Below are 14,382 nucleotides of genomic sequence, written 5' to 3' on the forward strand. Positions count from 1 at the left end.
GGCTGGATGCCGCGTGCCCATTATAGGGCTGCATTCCAACCGGCCGATGAACCCGCTACTCGGTGATCGAATTGGGGTTCTGCATGTCTTCCGGCGCCTTCCCATACTGCATGCGCCGCTGCTCATGGAAGGCCACGAACTCCGGGGCTGGCAGCGGCCGCGAGAACAGCCAGCCCTGGCCGAACTCCACTTGGCGCGACTGCAGGTAGGCGAGCTGGGCCGAGGTTTCGATGCCCTCGGCCACGGTGAACAGCCCCAGCGTCTTGGCCATGTCGATGATGTGCGAGGTGACCGGGCTGGTCACGCTGTGGGTGCCGATGGAATCAATGAACGACTTGTCGATCTTCAACGCATCCAGCGGCAGCTGCTGCAGGTACTGAAGGCTGGAATAGCCGACGCCGAAGTCGTCGATGGCCACGCAGTGCCCGGCACGCCGCGCGGCAGCCAGCGAGGTGCGCGCGCCCTGGATATCGAGGAAACCCCGTTCGGTGGCTTCCAGCCAGATCTGCTGCGGGTGGATGCCGCTGCCGACCAGCTTGCCGGACAGCACCTTCAATGCCCGCCCGCTGCTGACATCGCCGGCGGACAGGTTGATGGCGATATGCGCGCTGCGATCATGGATGAGCAGCTCACGCATGTCGCTGATCACCAAGTCCATCACGTGGTCGGTGAGCGCTTCGATCAGGCCGGTTTCTTCGGCGACAGGAATGAACAGATCCGGCCGCACCTGGGTGCCGTCGGCGCGCGACCAGCGCACCAGCGCTTCGGCGCCCACGCAGATGCCGGTGTCCAGTTCGATGATGGGCTGGTAGTCCATGCGGAACTCACGGCGGCGCACCGCGCTGGCCAGTTCGTTGCGCAGCGACAGGCGGCGGCGCGAGAGCCAGATGCCGGCGACGGTGGCCAGCACCGCGCCCACCACGCCCAGCGGCACCAGCTGCCAGAGCTGCTGCTGGAAGGCTGCCACCAGCCCGACCCGTGGGGCGATGGCGATGGCCAGCCATTCCTGGTCCTGCGCGCTGGCAAACAGCGTGCGCGGGGTATGCCCGTTGTGCGGTTCGCGCAGCAGACGCTGCAGCAGTTCCGGGTCGGCCATGGGCTGCTGGGCGATCAGGCGGCCATCGGGGGTGGCCACCGCCAGCCGCACGTTGGGTTCGGCGATGACATCCACGAACCGGGAGGGGTCCATCAGGATGTCGTGGCGGCCCAGCTGCAGGGAGAGCAGCGAGGCGGCACCATCGCCGGCCACCGGCCGCACGCCAAGGGTGATGGAGGCGCCGTCGGCGGTGATGTGGTCTGGGGTGGGTTCGGGCACCAGGTCCTCGACCATGCCCCAGGAGGTGCAGCGCAGCCGGCCTTCCTCGAAATACCCCACCTGTTCGGCGGAGGTGGTGCTCAGCGTGAGGCTGCGCATCAGCTTGAGGTGCTCGGGCGAGCAGCCAGGCAGTTGCGCCTGGTTGAGCTTGCGCAGCGCCAGCAGGCCGGCCTCGTAGGCGCGGTGGGCACGTTGAAGTGTACGTTCGGCGGTGCGCTCGAGGCGGTCGGTCTCGGCGACCTGGGCGCGGCTCCAGCTGATGTAGACCAGCGCGGCCACAGGCAGGATGGCCCCCAGAAGGGCGGCAAGCGCGATGGCGGCGATGGTGCTGGCGCGCTTCAAGCGGACCTCTCTGCCCGGCGGGCGTGGAATGAGCCCTATATGACCATCTGGAACGTCGGTTTGGAACAGGGCTTCACGTAGATTCCTGTCGGTATTTCCCCAGTGTCGGCATCAGGTCGCATGAGGGAGGTGAAGCCGTCACCCCGGCAGCCATGGCTGGTGCTTGCTTCACCCCGTCGGCCAACAGCGGCATTTTCTCCACCAGCCGCACAGGGCTTTACCTGCGGTTCGCACTGCCCGCCGGATGATCGCGCCACCCCTCGATCTGGCCGACCCCCGGCGGCCCCGGAGCCATGAAGCCCCTGCTGCCTGCCGTGCTGGCCCTGTTGCCGTTGCTGTTGCCCGGCACTGCGTCCGCGCGCACGGTGTATCGCTGCGTACAGAACAACACCGTCAGCCTGGCCACGGCGCCGGAGCCGGGTTCGAAGTGCAAGGCGCAGCAGATCGACGACAACGCGGTGCAGGCGCCCAACCTGTGGGGCAACATGGGGGTGTTCAGCGGCACCTTGTATGAGCGCGAACAGGACGGGCAGCTGGTGTACTCCACCCGCAACCTTCCCGGTTCGCGGGTATTCCTGAAATTCACTGTGGCCACCCCACCAGGCGAACCCGCGCACGAAGGGCTGGGCAAGGTCGGCGCGCCGCAGCTCAACCGCCATGCGAAACAGTTCAAGGCGGCGGCGCGGGCCACGGGCGTGGACGATGCCTGGCTGCGCGCGATCGCCCATGCCGAAAGCGGCTTCGATGCCGGCGCGGTGTCGCCCAAGGGCGCGCAGGGGGTGATGCAGCTGATGCCGGATACCGCTACCGAACTGGGCGTGTCCGATCCGCTTTCCGCCGAGCAGTCGATCAATGGCGGCGCGCGGTACCTGAAGGCGCTGCTGGCGCGCTACAAAGGCGACCGCACGCTGGCGGCGGCCGCCTACAACGCGGGCATCGGAGCGGTGACCCGCTACAAGGGCGTGCCGCCGTATGCGGAAACGCTGGCCTACGTGGAGAAAGTGGGCGCGCTGTACGCGCGCTACCGCGAGGCGATGGGCTTCAAACCGGAAACCCCGGCGCGATAGCTGGGGAATCGCACATCACTCGTTGTAGAGCGGGTAGCTGTCGACCCGCCCCACACGGCGTACCGCCTTCTTTACATCGGCACGCTGCGCAAACTGCTCCCAGCGGGCGTTGGACTCGATCTCGCCCGGCAACAGCGGCGACATGCGGGTGTCCTGCAGCTCCAGCAGCGCGGTACCGCGTTCCATGGGGTCGTCCAGGCGTGCGGTCAGTGCCACCACGGCGTCATCCAGGCGGTTGTCGGCCACCAGCCCGGCCATGTAGTGGGCGGCGTCCGCTTCCCGCGCAGCGAACAACGCATCGCGCGCTTCCTGCGCAGCGGCGTCGTCCTTGAGCTGCAGCGCGGCCAGCAGCTGCACCAGCTGCCGGGCACCTTCGCCCAGCGCGTTGAGGTGCTCCAGGTCCTTGACCTGCTGGCGCGCCATCGATGGGCGGTGCAGGCCGATGTACAGCACGGCCAGGCCAAGCGGCTGGTTGGCCAGGCCGCTCTGGGAGGTCATGCGCACGGCAAGCTGCTGGGTCTCCACGGCTTCATCGATCTGGCCCAGCTGGTGCTGCGCACGCGAGCGCAGGTCCAGCAGCCAGCCGATCGATTCCACCTCTTCCGGGGCGGGCACGGTGGTGGCGTTGGGTGCGAAATCGGCCAGCCATTGGGTCATGCCGATCACTTCCTGCGGCTTGCCGGCCACCAACAGCGCGTAGGCCAGCTCCACGGCCACCTCATCCAGCGCCGGCGCCAGCATGCTCTGCACGCGCAGGCGGTCGATATGCCGTTGCGCCGATGCCACCGGATCGAAGCGGGGATCGGTGCGCGGCATGTAGCGGTCGAAGCGCTTGTCGCTGCGCAGGGTGATCAGTGCCAGCGGCTGGTCGATCCGCTCCAAGGTTGCGGGCACCTTGTCGCGCTCCCCGGCTTCGACCTGCAGCGTCGCCAGGGTCACCCACAGTGCGGCCGGATCGATGTCGTCGTTCTTCCAGTTGCGGTCGAACAGCGCCTGCAGCAGGTCCAGCCGGGTCGCTGGGGTGTCCTTCAGGAGCAGGTCCAGCTGCCAGACCATGTCCTTGTGCAGGTCCAGCACGCCGTCGGTATCGTCGATCGCGCGGATGATGTTGCGCGCAGAAGCTTCCACTTCATTGTCTACGAGCTGGCCGCTGGCCAGCAGGAAGCGTGCGCTGGCGTTGCCCGGATGGATCGACAGCGCGGTGTTCAGGCGCTGCGCGGCCAGGGCGTCCTGCCGCTGCAGTCCGGCCACCCTTGCCGCGGCCAGCCACACGTTACTGCGCTGCGCGTCGTCCAGCTGTGCGAGGCGTGGATCAGCGAGCAGGCGTTCGAAAGCGAGTGACGCCCCCAGGCTGTCGCCGCGATCGCTCTGTTCGCCGGCCGCCGCCACTTCGGCCAGGAAGCCAGCGTCTGCGGCAGGTGCGGTGCTGACAGCAGCATCCACGGTGTCATGCACGGCGGCGTGCGCGCCGGCCATCGGCAGGGCTAACAGCGACAGCAGCAGGGCAAGGAGGTGAGGAATACGGCAGGTCATGCAGTGCGTCCTTTGCGGTTACTCAATCAACGAACAGCGGGTAGGTGTCGATACGCCCCACACGGGCCACCGCAGCCTGCACATCGGCGCGCTGCTTGAGCTGGTCCCAACGCCCAAGCAGTGCCGCATCCGCCGGCAGCAGCGGTGGGGTGAGCACCGCCTGCAACTGGAGCAGCACCGCGCCACGCTCCATGGGATCGGCCAGCGCCTGGATCAGGCTTGCAGCGGCATCATCCAGCCGGTCGTCGAGCAGCAGGGCATCGCGGTAATGACCGGGGGTCTGGACGCGATTGGCGAACAGCAGCTCACGTGCGGACTGTGCCGCTGCGCGATCCTTGAGCTGCAGCGCGGCCTTGAGGTCGATCAGTGCGCGTGCGCTCTGGCCGTATCCACTGAGGTCTTCCACGCCCCGGGTGGTCTGGCGTGCCAACTGCGGCTTGCCCAGGGAGACGTACAGGTCGGCAAGGTTGAGGGTCTGGCTGACCGTGTCGCCTTCCGGATCGGTCATGCGAAGGGCCAGCAGCTGGGCGTTTATCGCTGCTTCGTCCTGGCCAAGCCGCCGCAACGCACGGCTGCGGGTGTCGAGCATCCACGCGATGTAGCGGGCCTGTTCGGGCGGTGCGGCATCGGCCTTCGTGGCCGCGTCTGCCAAGCGGTCGGTCATGCCGACCACTTCCTGCGATTGCCCGGCCACCATCAGTGCGTTGGCGAGTTCCAGCGCCGTTTCGTTCAGGCCGGGCGAGAGCATGGCGTCGACGCGCAGGCGATCAATATGCCGGCGCGCAGCGGCCACGGGATCGTAGCGCGGGTCGTCGCGGCGCAGGTAGGGGTCGAACCGCTTGTCGCTGCGCAGCTGCATCAGCGCATTGGGTGCGTCGATGCGCTCCAGGGTCGCGGCGACCTTGTCGCCTTGGGTGGCCTCCACCTGCAGGGTGGCCAGGTTGACCCATTGGTCAACCGGCTCGACCCCTTCGTTCTTCCAGCCGTTGTCGAACAGGGCCTGCAGCAGGGCCAGGCGCCGGGTGGGCTGCTGCTTCAAGGCCATGTCCAGGTGCCAGACCATGTCGCTGTCCACCTCCGGTTCCGGGCCGGCGTCGGCCAGTGCAAGCAGGATGCTTTCGACGGCGGCTGCATCCTGCTGGTTCGCCATCTGGTAGCGGGCCAGGCGCAGGCGGGCGTCGCTGTTGCGCGGGTTGAGCGCGACGGCGCGCCGAAGCCGCTTCTCCGCCACACTGGGTTGTTCCTGCGCCGAAGAAACCAGTGCGGCGTAGGCCCACACGTCGCTCTGCGCGAACGTATCCAGCAGCGCCAGGCGCGGATCGGCCAGCAGGCGGTCGATGGTGATGGATGCGCCCAGGGTGTCACCCCGCCGCGCCACGTCCACCGCGTCGACCACTTCGCTGAAATACGCGGTACCGGCCCCGGCTGCCTGGGGCGTGAGGTCCACGACAGCGGGGGCCGCCGTGTCTGCCATGCCGGCTGCAGGCACGGCACACAGCGAGAACAACAGGGCGAGGGCGGTGCCGGTACGGCGGGTCATGCGGTGCATCCTTCCTTGGCGTAAGCCTCGATTGAAACCGGAACGCGGCATCCACACAAGTCGCTGCGGACGCACGCAGGGTTTGCAGGCACGCGGCGAGCGGCTAAGGTCGTGTCCCGAACGAGCAGGCAAGGACAGCGATGACGCGCGCACGATGGGCAATGGTGGCGCTGGTAGGCGTGGCGGTGGCGGCGGCACTGACGTGGACCTTCCTGCGCGAACCGGCCGCGCCGGCCCCGCCGCCGGGCCCGGTGGCCACGGTGCTCGGCTGGACCCCGCAGGTGAGCCTGCTGGCCGGTGACGGCGTGGGCGGGCTGCGCGATGGCGCGGCGTCGCAGGCCCGGTTTGCCGATCCCTATGGCCTCGCACTGGATGCGCACGGCGTGCTGTATGTGGCCGATGCGGGCGACAACAATCGCATCCGCCGGGTGTTTCCCGATGGGCGGGTGGACACGCTGGCCGGGCAGGGCGAGGGCTGGCGCGATGGCCCGGCGCTGCAGGCGCAGTTCAATACGCCGTCAGGCATTGCACTGGATGGTGCCGGCAATGTGTTCGTCGCCGATACCGGCAACCATGTGATCCGACGGATCGGCACCGATGGTGTGGTCAGCACGATTGCCGGTGATGGCACCGCCGGTTACGCCGATGGCCCGGCCGCACAGGCGCGCTTTGACGGGCCGATGGGCGTGGCGGTGGATGCCGGTGGCCGTGTGTTCGTGGCCGATACCTGGAACGACCGCATCCGCGTGATCGAGCCCGATGGCCAGGTGCGCACGCTGGCCGGCGGTGATGCGCCGGGCAACGTGGATGGGGCAGGGGTGGGCGCGCGGCTGGATACGCCCGTGGCGTTGGCGCTGGATGCGCATGGCAACCTGCTGATCGCTGACCTGCTCAATGGTGCGATCCGCCGGCTGGCGCCGGACGGCACGCTGGATACGCTGCTGGCGCGCGGCAGCCTGCTCAACGGGCCGCTGGCGCTGGCAGTAACCCACGATGACGTGGTGTATGCGAGCGATTTCGACGGCAAGGTAGTGCAGTTGTCGGCACTGGGCCATGTGGTGGACCTCACCGGCGCGTCGGCGCAGCCACGCTTCTCGCGGCCGGGCGGGTTGGCGCTGGATGCCGATGGCGGGCTGTATGTGTCCGATGCGGCGTCATACCGGGTGCATCGCCTGCGTGCGCTGGCGGCCGGCGCCACGCCGGCGCCGTCATTGATCGGTCCGGCCGCCGATGCCGCGCTGCCGGATACCGGTGGGCGCTGGCCGCTGGCTCCGCAGCTCGGCTGGCATGAGGTGGTGGGCACGCTGGGTGAGGTGCGCGGCAACTTCAGTGGTGAGAGCCGCCACCACCTGCACGATGGCTTTGATATCCGTGGCGATGTCGGGCAGACGGTGCTGGCGATGGCCGATGCGAAGGTGAGCAGTCCCTTCCCGAGCTGGTCGGTGGGCGGGCAGGCCGAAGGGTTGTCGCTGGACCGGCTGCGCTACATCCACATGAAGGTGGGCCGCGATGCGCGCGACCGCGCGTTCGACGCGCGCTGGCCGCAGCTGCGCGACCTGGACGGCAAGCTGGAGCGGGTACGCGTTCGCCGGGGCACGCGCTTCAAGGCCGGTGAGCCGCTGGGCAGCATCAACCGCATGGCGCACGTGCACCTGAGCGTCGGCGCCGGAGGCTTCCAGCGCAATGCGGTGGCACTGGGCTTCGTGGGCTACGCCGACAGCTTCGCGCCGCGCATTACGGACGTCGCGGTGCTGGATGACCTGGACCAGCCGATCAAGGCCGGGGCGAACGGGCGCGTGCCGATTCCGCGCGTTGGGCCGGGCGTGCAGATCGTGGTGGAGGCGTGGGACCAGGTGGATAACAACCTGCCGCGGCGTCGGTTGGGGGCGTATCAGGTGGGGTACCAGATCCTGGACGCGGCTGGCACGCCGCTGGTGGGGTACGAGCAGCCGCGCTTCAACATCGTGTTCAACCGGATGCCGCGCGAGGACAGTGCCACGGTGGTGGCGTATGCGCCGGACAGTGGGATTACCGTGCACGGCAGTGCGGTGACGCGGTTCCGCTACCTGGTGACCAATACGGTGCGCGATGGCCTGGTGGAGACCGGGCGCTGGCAGCCGGAGGCATTGCCGGTGGGGGATTACATCATTCGTGGGAGCGCGCGGGATTACAGCGGGAACGAGGCGATCGGAGAGCGCGAGTTGAAGGTTACGGTGTTGCCGTGATTTCCAGGCAACCTCAGGCGCCGACCCGGCGGCGTTCTGCTTCGAAGTCGGCTACCGGGCGGACTTCGATGCTGCCGTAGCGCGACCACGGGAACCCTTGGGCGATGCGCAGGGCTTCATCGTGGTCGCTGGCGTTGATGAGGTTGAAGCCGGCGAGCAGTTCGCGGGTTTCGGCGAATGGGCCGTCGGTGATGCGCGCCTGCGCCTGGCGCGTGCGCAGGGTGCGCGCCTGGGCGACCGGCTCGAGCTGCTGCGAGGCGACCAGCGTGCCTTCGGCCTTCAGCTTGTCAGCGTGTTGGATGCAGCCGCGCATCATGGCGTCGTATTCCTCGGCGGGCACGTCCTGGATCAGGGCTTCGTCGATATAGATCAGCAGCAGGAATTGCATGGCCGGCGCACCGCTGGGCAGGGGATGCCCATGATGCCCCAGCCTGCGCTGCGGTCCTGTTGCAGTGCAGCGCTGCCGGCCCGTTCAGGGCCGTGACCGTCAACAGCTGCCGGCATCGGAATATTTTTTGGCAGGCATGTCGATTTCCGTTCCACTGGGGCGTCGTATCTCATGAAGGGCCCGCCAACCGGGCCGACAACGAGGAGAGCCGATGAAAGTCATGGTGATCGTGAAGGCGACCGAGGCCACCGAGGCCGGGGTGCTGCCCACCGAAGCGCAGTTCCGGGACATGGGCGCCTTCAACGAGGAGCTGGTCAAGGCCGGGATCATGCTGGCCGGCGATGGCCTGCGCCCCAGCAGCCACGGCCGCCGGGTCGCCTACACAGGCACGGCACCGCAGGTGATCGACGGGCCGTTCGCGGAAACCCGCGAGCTGGTGGCCGGTTTCTGGCTGTGGCAGGTGCGCTCGGTGGACGAAGCCACCGAATGGCTCAAGCGCGCCCCGTTCCTGCCCGGCGACGTGGTGGAGATCCGCCCGTTCTATACGGAGGAAGATTTTGGCGAGGCTTTCACCCCGGAATTACGTGCGCAGGAACAGCGTCTGCGCGACCAGATCGGCCAGGCCGACTGACCCCCCCGTGCTTTTCAGGAGATTCCCATGAAACTGATTCCGTTCCTTGGCTTCAGCGGCCAGACCCACGAAGCCATGGCGTTCTATGCCCAGGTGCTGGGCGGCAAGGTCACCTCGGAAATGAAGTACAGCGACATGCCGCCCAGCGACAACATGGACGGCTGTGGCGACAACCCTGGCCCGTCCGATCCGAACCTGATCGCGCACAGCCAGCTGGAAGTGGGCAGCGCGATCCTGATGGCGGCTGATGGCCCGCCTTCTTCGGGCCAAGGCACCACCACGATCAACATCGAGGTGGAGACCGAGGAGGAAGCCGAGCGCGTGTTCAAGGCGCTGTCCGAGGGCGGCAAGGTGACGTTCCCGATCGGCGAAACGTTCTGGGCCAAGCGCTGGGGCATGCTGGAAGACCGCTACGGCAAGCCGTGGATGGTCAACTGCATGAAACCTTACTGATCACGGGAAACCCATCATGACCGACACGCCCCAGATGATCTTCGTGAACCTGCCCGTCCGCGACCTGGACAGGAGCAAGGCGTTCTTCACCGCGCTGGGTTTCACGCCCAACCTGACCTACACCGATGACAAGGCGGCCTCGTTCAACATCAGCGACACCATCATGCTGATGCTGCTGCTGGAGCCGTTCTTCGCCACCTTCATCAACCGGCCCATCGCCGATGCGCGCAAGCAGGCGCAGGTGATTCTTGCGTTGTCTTCGCCCAGCCGCCCGGCGGTGGATGAAACCCTGGAGAAGGTGCTCAAGGCCGGTGGTAGCGAACCGACGCCGCCGCGCGATTACGGCTTCATGTACCAGCGCAGCTTCGAGGACCTGGATGGCCACCTGTGGGAAGTGGCGCACATGGATGGCGAACCCGGCTGATGCCAAGTGCCGCGCCGCACCTTGTGCGGCGCGGTGACGGATGCTCTCATTCGCCGCATGGAAGCTGCGCTGACACAACGACTGGATACCCTCTGGCGCATGGAGTCGCCGGCGCTGATCGCACGCCTGGCGCGGATGCTGGGCGGCGATATCGGGCGTGCCGAAGAACTGGCCCAGGACACCTGGCTGGCCGCGCTGGAGCGCTGGCCCACCCAGGGCGTTCCGGATAATCCGGGAGCGTGGCTGATGACCACTGCACGCAATCGCGCCATCGACGTGCTGCGCCAGCACCAGCGCGTGGCCGGCCAGCATGCGCAGTGGGGCACTGAACTCGAACCACAGCCGCTGCCGCTGCCCGACGACAGCGACGCCCTGCAGGACGACATCGGCGATGACCTGCTGCGGCTGATGTTCGTGGCCTGCCACCCGGTGCTGTCGGCCGATGCACGGGTGGCGCTGACCCTGCGCCTGCTGGGCGGGCTGACCACCGATGAGATCGCGCGCGCGTTCCTGCAGCCGGAGCCGACCATTGCCCAGCGCATCGTACGGGCCAAGCGCACGCTGGCCGACAAGCAGGTGCCGTTCGAAGTGCCGCGCCAGGCGGCAATACCGGAGCGGCTGGGCTCGGTGCTGGCGGTGGTGTACCTGATCTTCAACGAAGGCTATGCGGCCAGCAGCGGCGATGACTGGATGCGCCCGGCGCTGTGCGAGGAGGCGCTGCGGCTGGGGCGGGTGCTGCAGCAGCGCCTGCCGACCTGGCCGCAGGTGCACGGCCTGCTGGCGCTGATGGAACTGCAGGCCTCGCGCGCGGCCGCGCGCGTGGACGTGCACGGCAACCCGATCCTGCTGCCGGACCAGGACCGCAGCCGTTGGGACCACCTGCAGGTGGCGCGCGGGCAGGCGGCCTTGCAGCAGGCCGTGGCGCTGGGCGGGGCCGATGATGGCTACGTGCTGCAGGCGGCCATCGCCGACTGCCACGCGCGCGCGCGCCACGCCGATGCGACCGACTGGGCGCGCATGGCCGCGCTGTATGCGCGGTTGGCGGAAGTGCAGCCGTCACCGGTGGTGGAACTCAACCGCGCGGTGGCGGTTTCGCGCGCGGAAGGGGCGGCAGCCGCATGGCCGTTGGTGGAGCAGCTGGCCGACGATCCACGGTTGCGCGACTACGCGCCGATGGCGGCAGTGCAGGGTGACCTTTTGTCGCAGATGGGCCGGCACGCAGAGGCGGCCGATGCTTTCGCGCGGGCGGCGCGGCTTACTCCCAACGCGCGCGAACGCGCGCTGCTGCAGGCCCGGGCGGCGCGGCTGCAGCCGGACTGACACAATTCTCCTCTTGCCCGAAACCTGAACAGGCACTATGGTGGCGCCTCACAAAAGTGACCGGGCGCCTTGCCGGGTCCGTTCGAGAAGGATTGCGGGACGATGGTTTCAGGGAAGAAGCGTACGCGCGCGCGTAGCGCGTGGCTGTTGTTGTGCGGGTTCGTATTGGTTGGCACTGCCACCTTCGCCAGCGCCGCGCAGGCTGCCGACAAATCGCAGCAGGCCTATTGGGCCGGTTTTGCCTACACCGCCGACCAGAGCGCCGTTGAAGCCAGCACCCCGCGTGCGGCTGCGGTGCTGAAAGCGCGTGGCCTGGCCCCGCTCAACCAGGCCCTGTGGGCCCGGCTGCAGGCGCAGCGCCCGGCCAGCCTGGAACTGATCGACCAACCGCTGGCGATGCTTGATGGCACCACCAGTGCCACGGTGCTGGCCACCGCGCTGGACCGCGAGCTGGTGTCGATCGAACCGATCGGTGGCCAGTACAAGGTGCTGGTGGAAGTGGCGCTGCAGGCGCTGTTCTTCGATTTCCGCGAACGCCAGGTGGTGGCGTCCTACCCGATCACGCTGCAGCGCATCGACGTGATGGAGTTCCTGCCGGACGAGGACGACATCGACGCGATCGTGGCCGACCTGCTGTACGGCAAGGCCGCCACCGGCCTGCCGCAGGTGCTGGCCGATACGCTGGCCAAGGCAAAGCTGCCGGCCGCGTCGACGCGCCGCCTGCAGGTGGGCGAGGTAACCCTTTCCGATGCGGTGCGCGCCAAGCTGCCCGATGCGGTGGATGAGCAGGTGCTGCGCGCCACGCTGGCCCATGAACTGTCCAAGACGCTGTCGTCCAACACCGGTATCGGCCTGCTGCCGCCGGCCACCGGCCAGGCGATCGGCGGTGCGATGGCCGCGCGCTTTGCCGACGGCAAGGTGTACCAGCTGAAGATCCCCGAGCCGGATTACGTGGTGAAGCTGCGCCTGGATGCGCTGAAGAACGGCGTGATCAATGAAACCCCGGCGATGAAGACGATGCTGTTCGGCGCGTTCTTCCAGGCCACGGTGGTGGAGCCGTTCTCGGGCAAGGTGTTCTTCGACCAGCCGCTGCGCAAGGGCGCCACCAAGGTGGTGCCGTCGACCCAGTGGCATGTTGACCAGTGGTCGGCCAGCTACGAAACCACGCTGGCCGGCCTGGACGCCTTCGCCGGCGCCGCCGCCAAGCGCGCGGATTCGAAAGCGTGGCTGGACGAACAGAAGCCCGGCGGCAAGCCGCTGCAGCAACAGACCCAAGCCCTCCAGGAGTTGATCACCTCATGCCGTTGATTCGTGCCGTACTGCTGATTCTCATTGCACTGATGGTTGCCGCGCCGGTTGCGGCGCAGACCGCCAGTTCCCGTGGTACCGGTTCGGCCAGCTATGGCCTGCGCCTGAGTGCCGACACCCGTGCCCAGGCCCTGAACAAGGCCAAGGTCAATGCACTGGAGGCGTACATCGCCGAATCCGGCGCGGCCAAGCTGCGCCTGTTCGAAGACCGTCGCGCCGAGTTCATCGGTGAAATCGACCGCTACGTGCTGTCGGCGGTGCCGCTGTCGGATACCGAAGACAAGAAGGCCAAGACCTACACCGTCAGCGTCCGCGCCGAGATCAACACCACCCTGCTGCAGACCAAGCTGGATGCCGGCTCGGCCACCGCCGGTGCGCGCAGCAACGAGCGGTCGATGCTGACCTTCCTGTTCATGGCGCGCTCGCAGGACACCGTGCAGTCGTTCCAGGACAAGGAATACCGCCGGGTCGACGCCAGCCAGAGCTACGACGAGAAGACCCGCGAAGGCGACAGCTTCCGTGGCAACTCGGTGAGCACCAACGGCAGCATCAACCAGAACGCGTCGGTGTCGATCACCGCCGGTGGCAGCACCACCGCGCGCAGCGACAACATCGCCTGGAAGGTGGCCAACGCCAACGAGATCAACACCGCGATGACCGGTGCGTTCAGCGCAGCCGGCTATGAAGTGGTGGAAGCGGAATACGTGGAAGGCGAATCGCGTGGCCTGCTGAGCATCGAACGCATCCGCAAGGACTTCAGCACCGGCAACGACCTGTCGGCCGCCACCCTGCGCGATACCGCCAATGGCATCAAGGCGGCCAACATCCCGTACCTGGCGGTCGGCACGCTGGACGTGGGCATGCGTGACCGCGATCCGGTCAGCGGCAACACCCGCGTGTTCGTCACCGTCACCGGCAAGGTGCTGGACGTGAGCGGCCGCTTCCCGAAGACCGTGTCGTCGGTGGGTCCGGTGCAGTTCTCCGGCACCGGTCCGAACGAGACCGTGGCCCGCACCAATGCGCTGCAGATCGCCGCCGAGAAGGGTGCGCAGCAGATGATCAACGAATTGAACGTCAAGGCCGTGCGTTAAGGCGTACCGACCAAGGTCGCTACCCACCGGTTCGCGCCAACATTTTCCAACAAGGAATTACACAATGATCCGCAAGACCCTCATCGCCCTGGCCATCGCCACCACCTTCGCCGCCCCGGCGCACGCGCAGTTCGGTAAGCTGAAGGACCTGGCTGGCGGCGGCAACAGCGCCGCGGCCGCTTCGGCCGGCGCCCCGGACGAAGCCGCGCAGGAAGCACTGGTGCGTCGTTTCGTGTCCTCGCAGTCGCACTCGATCGACGCGCAGACCTCCTTCGCCAAGGCCTTCGGCCTGGCCGAGCAGGTCAAGCTGCTGGAAGCCGAGCGCATGGCGCTGTCGTCCGGTTCGGTCAACGTGGACCAGATGAAGAAGTCGGTGTCGGTCAGCGAAGCAGCCCAGGCTGCGATCGATGAGCGCGTGGCCGCGCAGCCGGAGCTGAGCGCCGAATCCAAGCAGCACTACACCACCGGCCTGGTCGCCCTGGTCGCCTCCGCTGCCGAAGGCCAGAAGCTGAGCGGTGAAGCCAGCAACTTCGCCAACGGCATGAAGAGCCTGAGCGGCACCCAGCTGGTCACCGTGGGCCGCAAGCTGGCTGCCGGTGCGTGGGTGGCCAAGGAATCGCCGGGCTACCTGAAGGGCCTGTACTCCTCGTCGAAGGCCGCGCTGACCTTCGCCCGCGCCGCCAAGATCAAGGTGCCGGGCAACGCCGAGTCGATGCTCGACAGCCTGTAATCGAAAGGAACGCCA

Annotated in this window: 13 protein-coding genes; 9 read left to right on the forward strand and 4 right to left on the reverse strand. The window is 67.7% G+C overall.

The window, feature by feature from the left end:
• Positions 1 to 55 precede the first annotated feature (55 nt).
• Positions 56 to 1,657: an EAL domain-containing protein gene (locus tag BAY15_RS03180; protein WP_068848914.1), complete on the reverse strand. Its 1,602-nt coding sequence runs from the start codon at positions 1,655 to 1,657 to the stop codon at positions 56 to 58.
• A gap of 293 nt (positions 1,658 to 1,950) precedes the next feature.
• Between BAY15_RS03180 and BAY15_RS03185 the strand changes: the two genes are divergently transcribed.
• Positions 1,951 to 2,724, forward strand: coding sequence for a lytic transglycosylase domain-containing protein (locus BAY15_RS03185; RefSeq protein WP_068848916.1), 774 nt, complete (start codon positions 1,951 to 1,953; stop codon positions 2,722 to 2,724).
• 15 nt (positions 2,725 to 2,739) lie between these two features.
• Here the strand turns inward: BAY15_RS03185 and BAY15_RS03190 are convergent, their stop codons facing one another.
• Together BAY15_RS03190 and BAY15_RS03195 are read right to left on the reverse strand one after the other, a co-directional pair.
• On the reverse strand, positions 2,740 to 4,257 hold the full coding sequence (locus BAY15_RS03190; protein ID WP_157771686.1) for a hypothetical protein: 1,518 nt from the start codon (positions 4,255 to 4,257) through the stop codon (positions 2,740 to 2,742).
• Between the two features lie 22 nt (positions 4,258 to 4,279).
• Positions 4,280 to 5,797 (reverse strand): tetratricopeptide repeat protein, encoded by a 1,518-nt coding sequence (locus BAY15_RS03195; protein ID WP_157771687.1) that lies wholly within the window; start codon positions 5,795 to 5,797, stop codon positions 4,280 to 4,282.
• 140 nt (positions 5,798 to 5,937) lie between these two features.
• Between BAY15_RS03195 and BAY15_RS03200 the strand changes: the two genes are divergently transcribed.
• Positions 5,938 to 8,022, forward strand: coding sequence for an NHL repeat-containing protein (locus BAY15_RS03200; RefSeq protein WP_068848923.1), 2,085 nt, complete (start codon positions 5,938 to 5,940; stop codon positions 8,020 to 8,022).
• Between the two features lie 13 nt (positions 8,023 to 8,035).
• Here BAY15_RS03200 and BAY15_RS03205 read toward each other — a convergent pair whose 3' ends face one another.
• Positions 8,036 to 8,410, reverse strand: a complete 375-nt coding sequence (locus BAY15_RS03205; protein WP_068848924.1) for a YciI family protein — start codon at positions 8,408 to 8,410, stop codon at positions 8,036 to 8,038.
• Between the two features lie 211 nt (positions 8,411 to 8,621).
• On the opposite strand from BAY15_RS03205, the gene BAY15_RS03210 reads away from it, so the two are divergent.
• From BAY15_RS03210 to BAY15_RS03240, 7 genes are all read left to right on the forward strand, one after another.
• A complete protein-coding gene (locus BAY15_RS03210) occupies positions 8,622 to 9,041 on the forward strand; it encodes a YciI family protein (protein ID WP_068848926.1) in 420 nt (139 codons plus the stop codon).
• Positions 9,042 to 9,068: 27 nt separating this feature from the next.
• Positions 9,069 to 9,494 (forward strand): VOC family protein, encoded by a 426-nt coding sequence (locus BAY15_RS03215; protein ID WP_068848927.1) that lies wholly within the window; start codon positions 9,069 to 9,071, stop codon positions 9,492 to 9,494.
• 16 nt (positions 9,495 to 9,510) lie between these two features.
• Complete coding sequence (locus BAY15_RS03220) at positions 9,511 to 9,918, forward strand: VOC family protein (RefSeq protein WP_068848929.1); 408 nt, start codon at positions 9,511 to 9,513, stop codon at positions 9,916 to 9,918.
• A gap of 57 nt (positions 9,919 to 9,975) precedes the next feature.
• Complete coding sequence (locus BAY15_RS03225) at positions 9,976 to 11,238, forward strand: RNA polymerase sigma factor (protein WP_068848931.1); 1,263 nt, start codon at positions 9,976 to 9,978, stop codon at positions 11,236 to 11,238.
• A 102-nt stretch (positions 11,239 to 11,340) separates the two neighbouring features.
• Complete coding sequence (locus BAY15_RS03230) at positions 11,341 to 12,546, forward strand: hypothetical protein (RefSeq protein ID WP_237334311.1); 1,206 nt, start codon at positions 11,341 to 11,343, stop codon at positions 12,544 to 12,546.
• On the forward strand, positions 12,537 to 13,637 hold the full coding sequence (locus BAY15_RS03235; RefSeq protein WP_068848933.1) for a hypothetical protein: 1,101 nt from the start codon (positions 12,537 to 12,539) through the stop codon (positions 13,635 to 13,637). Before BAY15_RS03230 ends, BAY15_RS03235 begins: the two co-directional genes overlap by 10 nt.
• Before the next feature lie 64 nt (positions 13,638 to 13,701).
• A complete protein-coding gene (locus BAY15_RS03240; RefSeq protein ID WP_068848935.1) occupies positions 13,702 to 14,367 on the forward strand; it encodes a hypothetical protein in 666 nt (221 codons plus the stop codon).
• Positions 14,368 to 14,382: the final 15 nt, after the last annotated feature.

Origin of the sequence: Stenotrophomonas rhizophila, assembly GCF_001704155.1 — a bacterium.
Lineage (GTDB): Bacteria > Pseudomonadota > Gammaproteobacteria > Xanthomonadales > Xanthomonadaceae > Stenotrophomonas > Stenotrophomonas rhizophila_A.

Coding starts and splice junctions, on each gene's coding strand:
- BAY15_RS03205 (WP_068848924.1), bottom strand. CDS start 8,410: ATGCAATTCCTGCTGCTGATCTATATCGACGAAGCCCTGATCCAGGAC.
- BAY15_RS03195 (WP_157771687.1), bottom strand. CDS start 5,797: ATGACCCGCCGTACCGGCACCGCCCTCGCCCTGTTGTTCTCGCTGTGT.
- BAY15_RS03185 (WP_068848916.1), top strand. CDS start 1,951: ATGAAGCCCCTGCTGCCTGCCGTGCTGGCCCTGTTGCCGTTGCTGTTG.
- BAY15_RS03200 (WP_068848923.1), top strand. CDS start 5,938: ATGACGCGCGCACGATGGGCAATGGTGGCGCTGGTAGGCGTGGCGGTG.
- BAY15_RS03240 (WP_068848935.1), top strand. CDS start 13,702: ATGATCCGCAAGACCCTCATCGCCCTGGCCATCGCCACCACCTTCGCC.
- BAY15_RS03220 (WP_068848929.1), top strand. CDS start 9,511: ATGACCGACACGCCCCAGATGATCTTCGTGAACCTGCCCGTCCGCGAC.
- BAY15_RS03215 (WP_068848927.1), top strand. CDS start 9,069: ATGAAACTGATTCCGTTCCTTGGCTTCAGCGGCCAGACCCACGAAGCC.
- BAY15_RS03230 (WP_237334311.1), top strand. CDS start 11,341: ATGGTTTCAGGGAAGAAGCGTACGCGCGCGCGTAGCGCGTGGCTGTTG.
- BAY15_RS03225 (WP_068848931.1), top strand. CDS start 9,976: ATGGAAGCTGCGCTGACACAACGACTGGATACCCTCTGGCGCATGGAG.
- BAY15_RS03190 (WP_157771686.1), bottom strand. CDS start 4,257: ATGACCTGCCGTATTCCTCACCTCCTTGCCCTGCTGCTGTCGCTGTTA.
- BAY15_RS03210 (WP_068848926.1), top strand. CDS start 8,622: ATGAAAGTCATGGTGATCGTGAAGGCGACCGAGGCCACCGAGGCCGGG.
- BAY15_RS03235 (WP_068848933.1), top strand. CDS start 12,537: ATGCCGTTGATTCGTGCCGTACTGCTGATTCTCATTGCACTGATGGTT.